16 protein-coding genes are annotated in these 15450 nt (G+C 68.8%); 9 read left to right on the plus strand and 7 right to left on the minus strand.

All coding sequences use genetic code 11. The annotated features are described in order from the left end of the window. Window positions 1-102 precede the first annotated feature (102 nt). On the plus strand, window positions 103-780 hold the full coding sequence (locus tag AB0E69_RS15870; protein ID WP_360145963.1) for a hypothetical protein: 678 nt from the start codon (window positions 103-105) through the stop codon (window positions 778-780). Here the strand turns inward: AB0E69_RS15870 and AB0E69_RS15875 are convergent. Then, complete coding sequence (locus tag AB0E69_RS15875; RefSeq protein ID WP_360145153.1) at window positions 743-1201, minus strand: MarR family transcriptional regulator; 459 nt, start codon at window positions 1199-1201, stop codon at window positions 743-745. The two genes, AB0E69_RS15870 and AB0E69_RS15875, sit on opposite strands and share 38 nt — an antisense overlap. 76 nt (window positions 1202-1277) lie before the next feature. On the opposite strand from AB0E69_RS15875, the gene AB0E69_RS15880 reads away from it, so the two are divergent. Next, entirely contained in the window at window positions 1278-1865 is a 588-nt protein-coding gene (locus AB0E69_RS15880) for a hypothetical protein (RefSeq protein WP_360145156.1), read from the plus strand. On the opposite strand, the gene AB0E69_RS15885 is transcribed toward AB0E69_RS15880, so the two are convergent. The 3 genes from AB0E69_RS15885 to AB0E69_RS15895 all read right to left on the minus strand — a co-directional run bounded on the left by AB0E69_RS15885 (window position 1862) and on the right by AB0E69_RS15895 (window position 4519). Next, window positions 1862-2740, minus strand: a complete 879-nt coding sequence (locus tag AB0E69_RS15885; protein ID WP_360145158.1) for a Ku protein — start codon at window positions 2738-2740, stop codon at window positions 1862-1864. The genes AB0E69_RS15880 and AB0E69_RS15885 overlap by 4 nt on opposite strands. Window positions 2741-2791: 51 nt before the next feature. Continuing rightward, entirely contained in the window at window positions 2792-3643 is an 852-nt protein-coding gene (locus AB0E69_RS15890) for a hypothetical protein (RefSeq protein WP_360145161.1), read from the minus strand. Window positions 3644-3718: 75 nt separating this feature from the next. Next, window positions 3719-4519 carry a sigma-70 family RNA polymerase sigma factor gene (locus AB0E69_RS15895; RefSeq protein ID WP_360145164.1) on the minus strand — a complete coding sequence of 267 codons (801 nt, stop codon included), beginning with the start codon at window positions 4517-4519 and terminating at the stop codon, window positions 3719-3721. A 194-nt stretch (window positions 4520-4713) separates the two neighbouring features. Here AB0E69_RS15895 and AB0E69_RS15900 point away from each other — a divergent pair, with 194 nt between their 5' ends. Further along, window positions 4714-5418: an NIPSNAP family protein gene (locus tag AB0E69_RS15900; protein ID WP_360145167.1), complete on the plus strand. Its 705-nt coding sequence runs from the start codon at window positions 4714-4716 to the stop codon at window positions 5416-5418. Window positions 5419-5567: 149 nt separating this feature from the next. Continuing rightward, window positions 5568-6491 (plus strand): RIO1 family regulatory kinase/ATPase, encoded by a 924-nt coding sequence (locus tag AB0E69_RS15905; protein ID WP_360145170.1) that lies wholly within the window; start codon window positions 5568-5570, stop codon window positions 6489-6491. Here AB0E69_RS15905 and AB0E69_RS15910 read toward each other — a convergent pair. Then, complete coding sequence (locus AB0E69_RS15910; RefSeq protein ID WP_360145173.1) at window positions 6475-7425, minus strand: tannase/feruloyl esterase family alpha/beta hydrolase; 951 nt, start codon at window positions 7423-7425, stop codon at window positions 6475-6477. The genes AB0E69_RS15905 and AB0E69_RS15910 overlap by 17 nt on opposite strands. A gap of 292 nt (window positions 7426-7717) precedes the next feature. Further along, the gene (locus tag AB0E69_RS15915) at window positions 7718-9373 is read right to left on the minus strand and encodes an FAD-binding dehydrogenase (protein ID WP_360145176.1); all 1656 of its coding nucleotides are present in this window, start codon (window positions 9371-9373) and stop codon (window positions 7718-7720) included. 90 nt (window positions 9374-9463) lie between these two features. On the opposite strand from AB0E69_RS15915, the gene AB0E69_RS15920 reads away from it, so the two are divergent. The 4 genes from AB0E69_RS15920 (at window position 9464) to AB0E69_RS15935 (ending at window position 13549) form a co-directional block, all read left to right on the plus strand. Then, complete coding sequence (locus AB0E69_RS15920; protein WP_360145179.1) at window positions 9464-9964, plus strand: SigE family RNA polymerase sigma factor; 501 nt, start codon at window positions 9464-9466, stop codon at window positions 9962-9964. Next, the gene (locus AB0E69_RS15925; protein WP_360145182.1) at window positions 9961-11019 is read left to right on the plus strand and encodes a CU044_5270 family protein; all 1059 of its coding nucleotides are present in this window, start codon (window positions 9961-9963) and stop codon (window positions 11017-11019) included. Before AB0E69_RS15920 ends, AB0E69_RS15925 begins: the two co-directional genes overlap by 4 nt. Window positions 11020-11055: 36 nt before the next feature. After that, a complete protein-coding gene (locus AB0E69_RS15930; protein ID WP_360145185.1) occupies window positions 11056-12957 on the plus strand; it encodes a DUF5107 domain-containing protein in 1902 nt (633 codons plus the stop codon). A 196-nt stretch (window positions 12958-13153) separates the two neighbouring features. After that, the gene (locus tag AB0E69_RS15935) at window positions 13154-13549 is read left to right on the plus strand and encodes a hypothetical protein (protein WP_360145188.1); all 396 of its coding nucleotides are present in this window, start codon (window positions 13154-13156) and stop codon (window positions 13547-13549) included. A 48-nt stretch (window positions 13550-13597) separates the two neighbouring features. Here the strand turns inward: AB0E69_RS15935 and AB0E69_RS15940 are convergent, their stop codons facing one another. After that, entirely contained in the window at window positions 13598-14215 is a 618-nt protein-coding gene (locus tag AB0E69_RS15940) for a TetR/AcrR family transcriptional regulator (protein WP_360145191.1), read from the minus strand. A gap of 91 nt (window positions 14216-14306) precedes the next feature. Here AB0E69_RS15940 and AB0E69_RS15945 point away from each other — a divergent pair, with 91 nt between their 5' ends. Then, window positions 14307-15449 carry a phosphatidylinositol-specific phospholipase C1-like protein gene (locus AB0E69_RS15945; RefSeq protein ID WP_360145194.1) on the plus strand — a complete coding sequence of 381 codons (1143 nt, stop codon included), beginning with the start codon at window positions 14307-14309 and terminating at the stop codon, window positions 15447-15449. The last annotated feature ends 1 nt before the right edge of the window (window position 15450 follow it).

Raw genomic sequence — 15450 nt, forward strand, 5'->3', positions numbered from 1 at the left:
CCCGATTGGAGTCTCAGGTCTCAGGGAACGGTGGAGAGGTGTCGTTCGTTCGTCCGGGGTAGGGGGATCGGTGGGGTGCATGACGGTGAGTGAGTTGCGGTGATGCTTCTGTCCGCGGTGGTGCGTGCGGCGGTACGGCGAACGGCGGTCGCGGGTGGTCTCGGAGTCGGGACCGCCGGCGCGATGGCCGGCGTCCTGCTGCTCGGTCCGCTCGCCGCGACGGTCCTGCTGGCCGTGGTGTTCCTGCTGGTCTGGCCGCTGGCCTCGGTGATCCGGCACGTCACGGACGACGCGCCGTACGCCTCCGCGGCGGTGGTGGCCGCGTCGGCGGCAGCCGCCGTGCTCGCGCTGCCCGGACTGATCCGGCTGCTCGCGTGGGGTGCGCTCGGGCTGGTCGCGGCGCTGATCCTCGCGGGGTTCTTCGTGCTGATCGACCTCGTCGTGCCGGCGCACCGGATCCGGCTGTCGCGGACGACGCGCAAACTGACCCGGCTCACCGAAGCGCAGTTCGCCGAGGACGAAGCGCTGATCGCGTCGCTGCAGTGCCCGCTCAGCATCGAGGAGCTCTGCGGCGTCTGGACCGAGACCGCGTCGCAGCTGGCGCAGGGTGCGGACTTCCGCGATCGGCAGGCGGTGGCCGAGGTGCGGCGGATCTGCCTGGACGAGTTCGAGCGGCGTAACCCGACCGGTTTCCAGCGCTGGCTCGACGCCGGCGCGCCGGCCAACCCCGGTCGCTACCTGCTCACGACTCCTGGCGACCCAGCAGAGCCACCAAACTGATGAACTGCCGCCGCTGAGCGGCGGTCAGCGGCGCCAGGAACTCCTGCTGCACGTTCTGGACGACCTGCTCGAGCTGGTCGAGGCGATCGAGGCCGTCCGGGGTGATGGTGACGACGTTCCGGCGCTTGTGCGCGGGATCGGGCGATCGCTCGACGAGCTGCCGTGCCTCGAGGTCGTTCAGGGCGGCGGTCACGTCGCTGCGGTCGATCCCGGTGTGCCGGCCCAGGTCGGCCTGGCTCGCGGGTCCCCACTCCTCCAGCGCGGCGAGCAGGCGGTAGTGGTACCCGCGCAGACCATCGCCGTACGCCTCGAAACCGGCGCTGAGCAGTCCGGCGGACCTCGCGAACGCGCGGCCGACCAGCCAGGTCGCGTGAGCTTCGAGCCGGGCGGGCGCGGGGCCGGTGGGGTGTTGGTGGGGCATCTATCGAGGATATCAGTTGTTGGCCTGGCCAACACTTGCTATGTTGGCCAGGCCAACACTCATTGGGAGGTCGCTCATGAACGTTCTCGTCGTCGGTCGCAGTCCCAGCGTGCTCGTCGCCGCGGTGGAGATCCTGCGGGCCAAGGGGTACTCCGCGGACGCCACCAACCAGTTCGACCGGGTGCTCGAGGACTACGAGGTCGCCGCACTCGACGTCCTGGTCTTCGGCGGGATGGTGCCGCCCGAGACCAAGGAGCGACCGCGGGCGGAGGTGTCCGAGCGCAATCCGCGCATCACGTTCGTCCAGGGGCTGGCCGGCGTGCCTGGGCTGATCGCCGCGCAGGTCCAGGAGGCCGGGTTGGGGATCGAGTACGACCAGCGCGCGATCCAGGTGACGCTCGCCCAGCCCGCGCCTGTCACGGTCGAGGCCTGGTGGGGGACGTCCTTCACCCCGCCGGAGCCGACGAGCGCGTCGATGGTCGTGTACGACGGTCAGCTCGAAGCCGGCTCTCACCGCCTGCCGTTGCCGGCCCAGATCCCGGCTGAAGCATCCTTTGTGGGTGTCACTGCTGGTCCGGTCACGCGCGTGTTCACCGTTGGCCCGATGCCCCGTTTGGTTTCCGGGCAGCTGCCCGAGGTCGCCAAGGTCACCACCAAGGGCTAGGCCGCCTTCTTCTTGGCAGCCGACTTCTTCGCCGTCTTCTTCGCGGTGGTCTTCTTTGCAGCAGTCTTCTTGGTGGGCGTCTTCTTGGCGGTGCGCTTCTTGCGGGCTTCCTCGACGCTGGCGCGGAGGGCGGCGACCAGGTCGGTCGGGTTGGTGGCCTGCGGCTCCTCCTCGGAGTACACGATCTCCTTGCCCGCGTGCTTGGACTTGACCAGTTCCTTGACCCGCTCGGTGTACGTGTCCTCGTACGCCGTCGGCTTCCACTCGCCGCTCATCGCCTCGATCAGGTCGACGGCCATCGAGAGCTGCTTCCCGGACGACGACTTGCGCGGCAGCTCACCGAGTTCCTCGGCCGGGTCGCGGATCTCGTCGGCGAAGTACATCGTCTCCAGCACGAGCACCTTGCCGTCCGCACGGATCGTCGCCAGGTACTCCTTGCCGCGCATCACGAACTTCGCGATCCCGGCCCGGTTCGTCTTCGCCAGCGCGTCCCGGAGCAGCCCGTACGACGAGGCGTTGTCGCCGTCCTTCGGGCCGAGGTAGTAGCTCTTCTGGAAGTGCATCGGGTCGATCTCGTCCAGGTCGACGAACGTGTCGATCTCCAGCGACCGCGACTTGCCCGGCGCGATGTCGTCCAGCTCTTCCGGCTCGACGATGACGTACTCGCCGCCGCCGACGTCGTGCCCCTTCACGATCTTCTCGTACGGCACCTCGCGCCCGGTCCGCTCGTTCACCCGCTTGTACCGGATGCGGTCCGACGTACCTTTCTGGAACTGGTGGAAGTCGATCTCGTGCTCCTGCGTCGCGCTGTACAGCCCGACCGGCACCGAGACCAGCCCGAAGTTGATGTACCCGCTCCAGATCGCCCGCGCCATCGACCGGCTCCTCTCGTGTCACCGAGCCGGTACCCAAGTATCAGCGGGTTGTCACAACCGGTTGTAAGCCTTCCGTGCCTCGCGGCTGTATTTCTGGGCCTCCCGGGCCTCGCGCCGGGCCTCGTCCAGCTCGCTGCCCAGGCGGTGCACCAGAGCCTGGGCCTCGCTGAGGGCGTCGCGCGCCTTGTCGAGCTGAGTGTCCAGGTCCTCGACCTTCTCCTCCGCGGAAGTCGCGGCCGCGACGGCGTCCTCGAAGGTCTTCTTGGCCCTGGCCTTCTCCTCGGCTTCGCGCTCTTCCTGCTCGCGGTCGCGTTTGTCCTGCGCCTTGCCGGCGTCGACCTCGGCCTGCTGCGCCTTCCGGCGGTCACGGGCGGCCTGGCGGCGTTCGTCGGTGAGCGGCGTGACGTTGGACGGTTCGCCGTTCTCGTCGACGACCCCGAAGCCGACGTGCCGCAGCGCGCTGCTCAACCGACCTTCGCGTACGGCGTCACCCGCGGCCGGATCGACGAGGGCGGCGTCGAGCGTCTCGCGGAGTTTCTGACCGACGTCGGCGCTGACCTTCTGGCCTTCGTCGGCGGCCAACCGGTTCGCCGCCTTGGCCAGCTTGTCCAGCAGTTGGTGGCGCCGCGGCGTCAGCTCGCGCAACCGGTCGCCGTCCAGGTCGGCCGTCGCTTCGCGGAACTCGTCCCCGAGCGCGAGCAGGTCGTCGAGGTCGTCCGGCAGCTTGCGGGCGAGCAGGTTCGTCACCCAGGCCGCGACCGTCGGCTTGCGCATCGCCTTCAGCCGGGCGGACCCGGTCGCGTCGCCGTCCGCCTTCAGCTGCTTGGCCAGCTCGTTGCGAGTAGCAATGAAGTCGGCCGCCGGTGCCGCGTACAGCGCGTCCGCCGCTTCCTCGAAATCCACGCCGCCTCCTTGGTCGCACGGCGTGGAACGACGAGACACGCCCTCAGGCGACGGTACCCGAATCCAGGACCCGAATCAGGCTCCGCTGGGCGCGGGTTCGGCGGCGAGCTCGGTGCGGAGCTGGTCCAGGATGCCGCGCAGCAGCCGGGAGACCTGCATCTGGCTGACGCCCAGCTCGTTGCCGATCTCCTCCTGGGTGCAGCCGTTGCGGAACCGCAGCTCGAGGATCCGCTTCTCCCGGTCGCCCAGGCTTGCGACCGCGGGCGTCAGGGTGTGCACGTTCTCGACCAATTCGTAGCCGATCTCCGCGTCCGCGACGGCGTCGATCAGACTGCTCCCGCCGTCGCTCGCACCGGGGGCATCCAGCGACAGCGCGTTGAAGCAGCCCCGGACCGACGACGCCTCGGCGATCTCGGCCGGGTCCGTGCCCAGGGCCGCCGCGGTCTCCTGGTCGCTCGGTACGTGACCGAGCCGCTGGATCAGCTCCGGTTCGGCGGCGGCGATATTGCCCTGCATCTCCTGGACCCGGCGCGGCGGCCGGATGGTCCAGGCGCAGTCGCGGAAGTACCGCTTCAGCTCGCCGCGGATCGTGGGTACGGCGTACGACAGGAACGCGGTGGACGCGTCCAGGCGATACCCGTTGGCGGCCTTGACCAGGCCGAGGTACGCGACCTGCTCCAGGTCGTCGGCGTCGACCCCCTTGCTGCGGTACCGGGACGCGATCGAGCGGGCGACCGGGGCGTTCAGGAGGACGACCTCGTCGAGCAGTTCCTGGTGGCGCGGATCGGGTACGGCGTCGGCTTCGAGCAGAAGCTCCTGGGTCGTAGCGGCAATACGCTGTTTTGCATCGTCAGCACTGACAGCTGCGATCGTCACGGGAGAAACCTCGTCGTGTCGTCGGGCACGTCTGTGGCTTACGGCTGAACCACGTACCTCCACCAGACCAGACTCGGCGACGGCTTTCAAGTACCCGGCTGTTACGGGTGTTTGAAGCATGTGTTCCCTGACAGTAACTGTCAGGTTTCGCTGCTTGGATGGACCCCGTGAACAGGCACCCCGAATGCTGCGCTGTGGTCGATCTCCGTCAGTACACGCTGCGCCCCGGTCAGCGGGACACGCTGGTCGACGTCTTCGACGAGTACTTCGTCGACGGCCAGGAGGCGACCGGGATGCACATCGCCGGTCAGTTCCGCGATCTGGACCGGCCGGACCGGTTCGTCTGGATCCGGGGCTTCCCGGACTACGAGACGCGGAAGGCGGCCTCCGAGGCGTTCTACACCGGTCCGGTCTGGCGGGCGCACGCGGCGACGGCGAACGCGACGATGATCGACTCCGACAACGTGCTGCTACTGACACCGTTGTGGTTCGGCGACGGGTTCCCGCGGCTCGGGTCGCCCCGGCCGCCGGTCGGCGCCGACGCGCCGGACTCCGTGGTCGCCGGTGCGGTTTACCACCGCGGGTCGGCCGATGACGGGTTCGTCGAGTTCTTCGGCGATCACGTCGTACCGGAGTTGACCGCCAGTGGGGCGGAGCCGGTCGTGGTGCTCGAGTCGCTGGTTGCCGAGAACAACTTTCCGGCGCTGCCGATGCGCGACGAGATCGTGCTGGCGTGGTTCGCACGGTTCGACGACGACGCGGCGTACGACGAGCACCGCCGGCGGCTGCAGTCCTCGGCGCGGTGGCAGCAGTTCGTGCTGCCCGAGCTCGTCTGCCGATCGGCGCGGCCGGCGCAGGAGTTGCGGCTGCGGCCGACCGGGCGTTCTCAGCTGCGGTAAATACGTTGCGGGTGTTCCGGGTGCCGGGCATCCTGGACTGACCTGAGCGGCGAGAGCGCTGCCCTGGACTAAGGAGGGCTGACGGATGGCCATCACTGTGCTGCGGCATGTCCGCGTCAGTCTCACTTCTCAGTTCAGGAGCACCCCAGTTGTCTTCCGAGTACGAACTCAGCGCTAACTACTATCCAGACCTCGACTCCCGCTGGGCCGATCTCACCCGCGACGAGTCCCAACCCGATCCGGCCGACGCCTTCGTCTTCAAGTTCCACTCCGTCGACGAGGAGCTGGGCCCGGATCAACGGTGGTCCACCTGGCTGGACGTCGAGCGCGGCTCTCGCGGGCCTGATCCCCGCCCCTCGTGGGTGGTGACGGAGCAGGCCGCGATCGATACCGAGCTCGGCGTCCTCAAAACCGGCAAGGAAGCCGACGTCTTCCTGGTCGAACGGGCCGTCGAAGCCATCGGCGACAACCCGGCGAAGTCCTCGCTGCTGGCCGCGAAGCGGTACCGCTCCGAGGAGCACCGGTCCTTCCACCGCAGTACGTCGTACGTCGAGGGCCGGCGGACGCGGAACAGCCGTGACTCGCGGGCGATGCAGAAGAAGACGGCGCACGGCCGGAGCGTCGCGGCCGGCCACTGGGCCTACGCCGAGTGGGACGCGCTGTGCCGGTTGTGGAAGGCCGGCGTACCGGTGCCGTATCCCGTGCAGGTGGACGGGACCGAGCTGCTGATGGAGTTCATCGACGACGGTGAGGGCGGGGCGGCACCCCGGCTCGCGCAGGTCCGCCCGTCGAAGGACATCGTCGAGCTGTACTTCGAGCAACTCCGGCAGGGGATGCGCGAACTGGCCCGGGCGGGGCTGGCGCACGGCGACCTCTCGCCGTACAACGTCCTCGCCCAACCCGACCGGATCGTGATGATCGACCTGCCGCAGGTGGTAGACATCGTCGGCAACCCCAAGGGCATGGACTTCCTGCTCCGGGACTGCCACAACATGACGACTTGGTTCACCAACCGCGGTCTCGAGGTCGATGAGCAAGAGCTGTTCGCCGATCTCCTCACGATGGTCTTCTGATCGCCCGCTGGAAGACAGGAACCAGCGCGACCAGCCGGTCGGGGTAGGCGTCGACGAGCCCGTCGACATGATTGCCTCCCTCGACCCGCTGGTACGTGTGCAGACCGGTGTGGTGGGCCATCATCGCGTAGACGTCAGAGTCCTGGGTGATTGGAAGCAGGCTGTCGTACGTACCGTGGATCGTCGTCAGCGGCCTACGAATGTCTCCGGTCAATGCGATCCGCCTGATGGCCCTGTGAGCGTCCGGGCGTTGCGCGTAGTCGTACTCGGCTTCGGTGCCCGTATAGGTGGGGTCTAGTTCGGCGGTGTAGATGCGCTGGGTCAGCGTCCAGTAGACGGTGTAGTGGTAGTCCCAGAGGAAGTCCGAGCGCGGGTTGAAGCCGGCCGCGACGATCGCTACCGGATCGTGCTGCTCGTAGCCTTTGATTGCCTGCGGCAAGTAGGTGAAGAGGTTCGGGCCGTCGACGGTCCACAGCGTGCCTTCGAGGTCCACGCCGCGGGTGTAGAGCTCGGGGTTGTTCTCCAGTTGCCAGCGGACCAGGTAGCCGCCGTTCGAGATCCCCGCGGCGACCACCTCGCGCGCCGGGTGGCCGTAGAACTGCGCGACCGTGGCGCGGGCGGCTCGGGCGAGTTGCGTCGTACGGGCGTTCCACTCGACGATCGCGTCGCCGGGGCGGAGGCCGTCGGTGAAGAACTCGACGCCGGTGTTGCCCTTGTCGGTCGCGGCGTACGCGTAGCCGAGCGACAGCACATAGTCGGAGATCGATTTGTCGTTGGCGTACTGCGCGCGCACACCGGGCGAGCCGGAGACGACGAGCCCGCCGTTCCAGTTCCGCGGCAGCCGGATGACGAACTGCGCGTCGTGGTTCCAGCCGTGGTTGGTGTTCGTGTGCGAGGTGTCCGGGAAGTACCCGTCGACCTGCAGACCGGGCACGCCGGACTGCTGGGGCAGCCCGGAGTGAGTGAGCCCGGCGTAATCGGCCGGGTTGGTGTTGACCGGACGCGACGGTCCCGGCCGTGGTCAGGTCGTCGAGCTGGGCGACCTCCTGGTACTCGGCACCCGGGACCTGGAGGTGACGATGGGCTTCGGCCGGCACGGTCATGGATCCACTGAGGATGAGAAGGAGGGCGAGGGTGGCGAGGCGGGGCATGGCGTCACGCTAGAAGTCGCCTCCTCGCTCACCTATCGGATCGGCGCACACAAGCTCGGGTGGGTGTGTGGGGTGTCAGGACACTGCTTTGGCGGCGGCGCGGCCGGCGGTGCGGCCGGTGTAGAGGCAGCCGCCGACGAAGGTGCCTTCCAGGGAGCGGTAGCCGTGGATGCCGCCGCCGCCGAAGCCTGCGACCTCGCCGGCTGCGTAGACGCCGGGGAGTGGGGTGCCGTCGGTGCGCAGGACGCGGGAGTCCAGGTCGGTCTGCAGGCCGCCCAACGATTTGCGGGTGAGGATGTTCAGCCGTACGGCGATCAGCGGCCCGGCCTTCGGGTCGAGGATCCGGTGCGGCGGCGCGACCCGGATCAGCTTGTCGCCGCGGTAGTTGCGGGCGCCGCGGAGCGCGGTCACCTGCAGGTCCTTGGTGAACGTGTTGGTCAGCTCCCGGTCCCGGGCCAGGATCTGCCGCTCGAGGTCGTCGAGGTCGATCAGGTCCTCGCCGGTCAGGTCGTTCATCCCCCGGACCAGATCCGGAAGGTTGCTACGGACAACGAAATCGGCGCCCTTGTCCATGAATGCCTGCACCGGTGCGGTCGCGCCGCCCCGGGCCCGGCCGAGCACGCCGCGGACGTCCTTGTTGGTCAGGTCCGGGTTCTGCTCCTGCCCGGAGAGCGCGAACTCCTTCTCGATGATCTTCTCGGTCAGCACGAACCAGGTGTAGTCGTACCCGGTCCGCATGATGTGCTCGAGCGTTCCCAGCGTGTCGAACCCGGGGAACAGCGGCACCGGCAGACGCTTACCGGTGGCATCGAACCAGAGCGACGACGGACCCGGCAGGATCCGGATCCCGTGCTGCGGCCAGATCGGGTCCCAGTTCTGGATGCCTTCGGTGTAGTGCCACATCCGGTCGCGGTTCACGTACCGGCCGCCGGCCTGCTCGGTGATCGCCAGCATCCGGCCGTCGACGTGCGCGGGTACGCCGGTGATCATCCGCCGCGGCGGTTCCCCCATCCGCTTCGGCCACTGCGCCCGTACCAGATCGTGGTTGCCGCCGATCCCACCGGAGGTGACGATCACGGCCTGCGCGGTCAGCTGGAAGTCGCCGACCTCGGTCCGCGAGCTCGACACGCCGCGCGCGACGTCGCTCGGCTCGAGCACCTTGCCCGCCACCCCGTCGACGACGCCGTTGATCACGGTCAGCTCGTCCACCCGGTGCCGGAACCGGAACTCGACCAGTCCCTTCGCGACCGCCTCCCGCACGCGCCGCTCGAAGGGCGCGACCAGTCCGGGGCCGGTGCCCCAGGTGATGTGGAAGCGCGGTACGGAGTTGCCGTGGCCGTCGGCGTGGTAGCCGCCGCGCTCGGCCCAGCCGACGACCGGGAAGAACCGCACCCCCTGGGCATGCAGCCACGAGCGCTTCTCGCCGGCGGCCCAGTCGACGTACGACTCGGCCCACTGGCGGGCCCACTTGTCCTCGTCGTCCAGCCGGTCGAATCCGGCCGACCCGAGCCAGTCCTGCAGCGCGAGGTCGCGCGAGTCCTTGATCCCCATCCGGCGCTGCTCGGGCGAGTCCACGAACAGCAGTCCGCCGAAGGACCAGAACGCCTGTCCACCGAGCGACGCCTCGGGCTCCTGGTCGAGCAGCAGCACCTTCCGTCCCGCGTCGGCCAGCTCCGCGGTCGCCGCCAGCCCGGCCAGCCCTGCCCCCACGACGATCACATCGGCGTCCATGGGGTCCATGTATAGCGCAACCCGTGCAACCGTTGGGGCTCCTTGCCCGGTGGTCACCAGTGAGAAGCCGCCCACACCTCGAGGAGCCGAGTGGCTACGACCAAAGACGAAGAGTTCGCCGGGTTCGTCGCCGCACAGCGTGGCCGGATGCTGCGTACTGCGCGGCTGCTGACCGCCGGGGACGCGCACTGGGCCGAGGATCTGGTCCAGAGCGCGCTGGTCCGCCTGTACCAGCAGTGGAACAAGGTTGACCGCTCCACTGCCCTCGGCGGTTACGCGAACAAGGTTCTGGTCAACCGGTTCCTCGACGAGAAGCGCCGGTTCTGGCGGCACCGGGAGGCGTTGACCGACGAACTGATCGAGCATCGAGCGGTTCCGGACGAGGTCCACGAGGACCGGCTGGTCGTGCTGAACGCGCTGGCGCAGCTGCCGAAGGGCCAACGCGCAACCGTCGTACTGCGGTACTTCTGCGACCTCGACGTGGCCGCGGTCGCAGCCGTCATGAGGTGCAGCGAAGGAACGGTGAAGAGCCAAACCGCCCGCGGTCTCGACAAGCTCCGTGAACTGGTGACCCTGGAGACGCAAGCATGAACGACGTGAAGGACCTGCTGGAACTGGCCGCCGGCGACGAGCCGGTCGTCACCGACTCCGACGTCGCGGCGGACGTCAGCCGGGCTCGCCGGGCGACCAGCCGACGCCGGTCGCTGAGGATCGGCGCAACCGCCGGCGTTGCAGCTCTCGTGCTCGCGGCGCTGACGCTACCGATGGTCCTCCCCAAGGACCCCGCCGTGCAGGTGGCGCCACCTGCGCAGTCGGCAAGCCCATGGCGGCAACCCGGCGCCACGGCGACCGCGAAGCAGGTGCTGCTGATGGCGGCGGACGTGGCGGAGCAAGCCAAGCCGACGGAGGGCAAGTACTACCGGGTCCGCACGGCGGCCGTGGGCAACGCAGTGGTGCAGGGCCGCAACAAGGAGCGGTACACGCTCCGGGTCACGACGATCGAGGAGGAGTGGACAGGGGTCAAGGGCGGTACGTCGTACATCGGCACCCGCAACCTCGGGGCGCAGCCGGCGACCCCGGCCGACGAAGCGGCCTGGCGCCGGGCCGGGTCACCGACGCGCTGGTTGATCGAACCGCTCACCGGCAACTCGCTCCAGACCACTCCCGACGAGGGCACCCTGTTCGAGTCACCGGAGACGACCGACCACTTCGCCGGCCTCGGCTACAAGGGGATCTCGCTCGACGAGGTGCTGGCGCTGCCGAGCGATCCGGACAAGCTGCGCCCGATCGTGATGCGGGCCAAGGGGCGAGGGCCCGACCACACCGACCCGGCGTACCTGCTGCAGACCGTCGGAGACCTGCTCCGGTTCTCCCCTGTCCTTCCGAAGGTGCGGGCGGCCGCGCTCCGGCTGCTGGCGACGGTGCCGGGCACCGTGGTCCGGCACAACGTCTCCGATCCGCTCGGCCGCAAGGGCACGGCTGTGGACTACGAGCAGAAGTACGGGCACGGCACGGTCCGGATGCTGTTCGACCCGACTGGCAAGTACCTCGGCACGTACCTGATCGGTGACGAGAAGAGCGTGATCTGGCTCAGCTCGGAGTGGTCCACGGAGACGCCGCACGTGCCGGACCCAGTGCTGAAGTGATGGACGGGACTGCGCGAAATTGCAAAGATAAGTGGGGTGACGACCCTTTCTGCGCATGATCTCGTCCTGCCGGCCGCCCAGCTCGGTCCGGAGAATCCGTTGGCGCCGCTCGGCAGCCAGCAGGAGCTGCACCAGGTCGAGAACCTCGCCGGCCTTCCGGCCGACCTGCAGGCGAACATCCGGTACGGCGGTCTGCGCAGCACGCTGCCGTGTCTCGACCAGGACGGCTACGACCGCACCCTGGTCGAGACAGTGCTAGCGGCGTTGGTGCTGGAGAACGACCACCTCCGCGCGACGATCCTGCCCGGCCTCGGCGGGCGGCTCTACTCGCTGCTGCACAAGGCGAGCGGCCAGGAACTGCTCTACAAGAACCCGATCTTCCAGCCGGCGAACCTCGCCCTGCGGAACGCCTGGTTCGCCGGCGGCGTCGAGTGGAACGTCGGCAGCACCGGGCACTGGACCGGCACCTGCGCCCCGATGCACGCGGCCCGCGTCGAGGGCCCGGACGGTAGCCCGATCCTGCGCCTCTGGGAGCTCGAGCGCACCCGGAACCTGATCACCCAGCTCGACTTCTGGCTCCCGGCCGACTCTGAGTTCCTGTACGTCGGAGTCCGGCTGCAGAACCCGTCCGACGTCGAGGTCCCGGCGTACTGGTGGTCGAACATGGCGGTCGAGCAGACGCCCGAGACGCGGGTGCTGGTCCCGGCGGACCAGGCGTGGCGGTTCGGGTACGGCAACCGGCTCGACCTGGTCGACGTACCGCTGCACGAGGGTGACGACCTGACCTATCCGATGCGGCACCGGCGGGCGGTGGACTTCTTCTTCGAGCCGCTGGCAGGCGAGCGGCCGTGGATCGCTGCTGTGGACAGGACCGGTGGTGGGCTGGTGCAGGCGTCTACTTCTCGACTGCGTGGGCGGAAGCTGTTCGTCTGGGGCGAGGGGGACGGCGGGCGTCGATGGCAGGAGTGGCTGGGGTTGCGGGGGCATGGGTACGCCGAGATCCAGGCGGGGCTGGCTCGGACGCAGATGGAGCACCTGCGGATGCCTGCTAGTACGTCGTGGCACTGGATGGAGGCGTACGGACGTTTGCAGTTGGATGCTGAGATCGCGCACTCCCAGGACTGGAAGACAGCTAGAGCCGCCGGAGCCGAAGCGGCGGGGCCGCTGCTGGACCAACTGGCTGCGCGAGAGGCAGCTTGGCTGGGCGCGGCTGGGGAGCGGCTCGCGGCAGGGCCGGGTGTGGTTGATGTGGAGCCGGGGGAGCGGTTGGCGGTGGGGTCGGGGTGGGGCGCTCTCGAGTTGGCTCGGACCGGCTGGGCAGTGTCGGCGGGTACGCCGTTTGCTCCGGACACCATGACCTCGCGCGAGCGCGCTTGGCTGCCGCTGCTCGACGGGCGGCTGCCGGCGGAGGACGCCGTACCGGATGGGACGTTGGTCGCCTGGCGGGAGCTGCTGGAGGCTGCTGACGACAACTGGCTGGTTTGGTACCACCGCGGCGTCGCCCGGCACTACCACGGTGACCTCGCGGGCGCGGTGGACGCATGGCAGCGATCAGGGGAGAACGCCTGGGCCCTGCGCAACCTAGGTGTGGTCACTGGTGAGCTGGCGTACTACGAACGAGCCGTGGCCCTGCTGCCCGACCTCGTGCCGCTGCTGGTGGAGGCGGTGACGGCAGCGCTGGACAGCGACATAGCAGTAGCCGAACGGATGCTCGCCGAGGCGCCGGACGATCCACGCATCCAGCTGCTGCGCGTCCGGTACGCACTCGAGACCGGAGACCCCGCGACCGCGCACGAACTGCTTGCGGAGGGTATCCAGTTGGCCACGGTTCGCGAGGGTGCGAACCCATTGACGGACTACTGGCTCGCCGCCGAGGAGGCATTGGGCGCGCAGCGGCCGGTTCCACCGCAGTACAGGTTCGGAATGGGCGAAAACTAACGACTACAAGTCGGTTCTACCTCTAGTAACACCGGTACACCTGGCTCTACCATGAGGGTGTAGAGAAGCTCATGTAATTACGTGGAACCAAGTGGAATCCGGTGGCGTCTCACCGGGTGTGCGGCAACGACGACCGCGAGAAAGTTCGACAACGACGACCGCGCTGCTTGCGGGCGGCGCGTCGGGGGTGAGTGCAATGGTGGCAACGGTTGTGCTCGGTGGGCTGGGCCTCGTACTGGTGGTGGCAGCCTTCATCGTGAGTGACGTTCTGGCCGGGATCCGGCGGAACGTGCTCCCCACTGGAACGGAAGAGAAGACCGCGGGACGAGTGATCCGGGTGCGTGGCCCGGTCCGCGGCCAACTGGAGAACGGTGCCCCGGCGGTCTACACCGAGGTCATCGTGGAGTACTACACCCGCCGGGGCGAGGGACCGTACGAGATCTCGCGGAAGTTCCCGGTCGGGAGCAGGATCACCTACGCGAAGGACGACCGGGTCATCGTCAGCTACGACGTCCGGTCACCGCGGCGGGCCCGCCTGGCCGGCCGCGTCAGCCATTGGCCGGCGCTGCCGCGGACGGCGACCCCGGTCTGAGGGCCGCGGAAGTCGGCCCGGACATCCTGCTTGAGCCATCAACCCGGCTCAAGCAGGGAGATGTGGGGCGAGCAGGCCGTACAGCACCGGCCGGCCCTGAGCCAGTACGTACTCCGCCTCGTCCGCGGACAACCGGTCCGCCAGATGCGCCAGCGCCTCGCCCATCGTGATGCTCAGCGTCACCGCGAGCCGGAAGTCGTGGGTGTCCCGCGCACCGAACCGTGCCGCCAGCAGTTCCGCGAACTCACCGGCGTGCTGATCGTCGAACTCGCCCGGCTTCGCCTCCAGCTCGGGGTCGCCCAGACCGCTGAGCACGACCGCCCGGAAACCGGGATCGGTCCGGTGCATCTCCCGGAACGTGTCCAGCGTCACGTCCACCGCCGCCCGCCAGCTGGTCACGTCCGCCAGTCGCGCGGCCACCGCCTCGGTGTAGCGCGCCTGGTTCCGGCGCTCGATCGCCTGGATCAGGCTGCGCTTGTCCGGGAAGTACCGGTAGACGCTGCCGACCGCGATCTCGGCCCGTTTCGCGATCCCGCTGGTCGACGCCGCGTCGTACCCGCGCTCGACCACCTCGGCACACGCCGCGTCCAGGATGCGTTCGACCTGCCGGCTGGCCCGGTCCTGGGTAGGCGTCCGGCGGAGCGGATAGGCACCCGAAGTCACCATGCCCTTATTGTCCACGGTGAAAGGGGACAACGTTGCCACTCCTGTGTGACAGATTGCCGTCAGCTGTCCATCACAGGAGGGGAACTCCCACATGCGTCTCAGCAGAACAGCCGTTGCCGGCCTCACCACCGCGGCCCTCGCGGCGTCCGGGGTCGCCGGTACGGCGGTCACCAGCCGTGCGGCCGGAAGCGATCTGCGGCTGAACCAGATCCAGGTGGTCGGAACCCACAACTCGTACCACCGGGAGCTCAGCCCGAACGAGCAGAAGGTCCAGCTGCAGCAGAACCCCGGCTCGGTCGACCTCTGGTACTCGCACGCCCCGATCTCGCAGCAGCTCGAGGACCAGAACGCCCGCGCGCTCGAGCTGGACCTGTTCCCGGACCCGCAGGGTGGCCTCTACACCTACCCGCTGATCCGGAAGCTGACCGGCCAGGGCCCGCTGACCGACCCGGCGATGGCAAAGCCCGGGATCAAGGTCATGCACGTCCCGGACTTCGACTACAACACGAACTGCGCCACGTTCGTGCTCTGCCTGCAGCAGGTGAAGACCTGGTCCGACGCGCACCCGAACCACGTGCCGATCGCGATCAACCTCGAGCTCAAGCAGTCCGACCCGCAGGTGGTCGCGGCCGGTGGCGTGAAGGCGCCGCCGTGGGACGCGGCGAACCTGGACAGCGTCGACACCGAGATCCGCTCGGTCTTCACCGAGGACGAGATCCTGACGCCGGACGACGTCCGCAAGCCGGGACTGACGCTGGAGCAGTCGGTGCTGACCAAGGGCTGGCCCCGGCTGAGCTCGGTGCACGGCCAGGTGATGTTCTACTTCGACAACGGTGGTCCCGGTGAGATCCGCGACCTGTACACGGCCGGCAAGCCGAACCTCGAGGGACGCGCCGTGTTCACCCGCGGCCCGGAGGGCGCCCCGGACGCGGCGGTGACCGAGGTGAACGACCCGCGCGGTACCGGCCAGGCGGAGATCCAGCGGCTGGTGCAGAAGGGCTACCTGGTCCGGACCCGGTCCGACGAGCCGATGGCGACGATCCGGGACAAGGACTACTCCCGGCTCGGGATCGCGCTGGCCAGCGGCGCGCAGTGGGTGACCACCGACTTCCCGGTGGCCGGTATGGCGGCCCGGTACGACAGCGACTTCGTCGCCAAGCTGCCGGGACACACTCCCGTACGATGCAATCCCGTCACCGCGGCAGCGAAGAAGGCGGCCGTCTCGGAAGGATGAT

It is taken from the genome of Kribbella sp. NPDC026611 (assembly GCF_040638345.1).
Taxonomy (GTDB): Bacteria; Actinomycetota; Actinomycetes; order Propionibacteriales; family Kribbellaceae; genus Kribbella.

Excerpts from the sequence above, each read along its gene's own strand:
- AB0E69_RS15870 (WP_360145963.1), top strand. The coding sequence starts at position 103 with ATGCTTCTGTCCGCGGTGGTGCGTGCGGCGGTACGGCGAACGGCGGTC.
- AB0E69_RS15875 (WP_360145153.1), bottom strand. The coding sequence starts at position 1,201 with ATGCCCCACCAACACCCCACCGGCCCCGCGCCCGCCCGGCTCGAAGCT.
- AB0E69_RS15880 (WP_360145156.1), top strand. The coding sequence starts at position 1,278 with ATGAACGTTCTCGTCGTCGGTCGCAGTCCCAGCGTGCTCGTCGCCGCG.
- AB0E69_RS15885 (WP_360145158.1), bottom strand. The coding sequence starts at position 2,740 with ATGGCGCGGGCGATCTGGAGCGGGTACATCAACTTCGGGCTGGTCTCG.
- AB0E69_RS15915 (WP_360145176.1), bottom strand. The coding sequence starts at position 9,373 with ATGGACGCCGATGTGATCGTCGTGGGGGCAGGGCTGGCCGGGCTGGCG.
- AB0E69_RS15925 (WP_360145182.1), top strand. The coding sequence starts at position 9,961 with ATGAACGACGTGAAGGACCTGCTGGAACTGGCCGCCGGCGACGAGCCG.
- AB0E69_RS15935 (WP_360145188.1), top strand. The coding sequence starts at position 13,154 with ATGGTGGCAACGGTTGTGCTCGGTGGGCTGGGCCTCGTACTGGTGGTG.
- AB0E69_RS15940 (WP_360145191.1), bottom strand. The coding sequence starts at position 14,215 with ATGGTGACTTCGGGTGCCTATCCGCTCCGCCGGACGCCTACCCAGGAC.
- AB0E69_RS15945 (WP_360145194.1), top strand. The coding sequence starts at position 14,307 with ATGCGTCTCAGCAGAACAGCCGTTGCCGGCCTCACCACCGCGGCCCTC.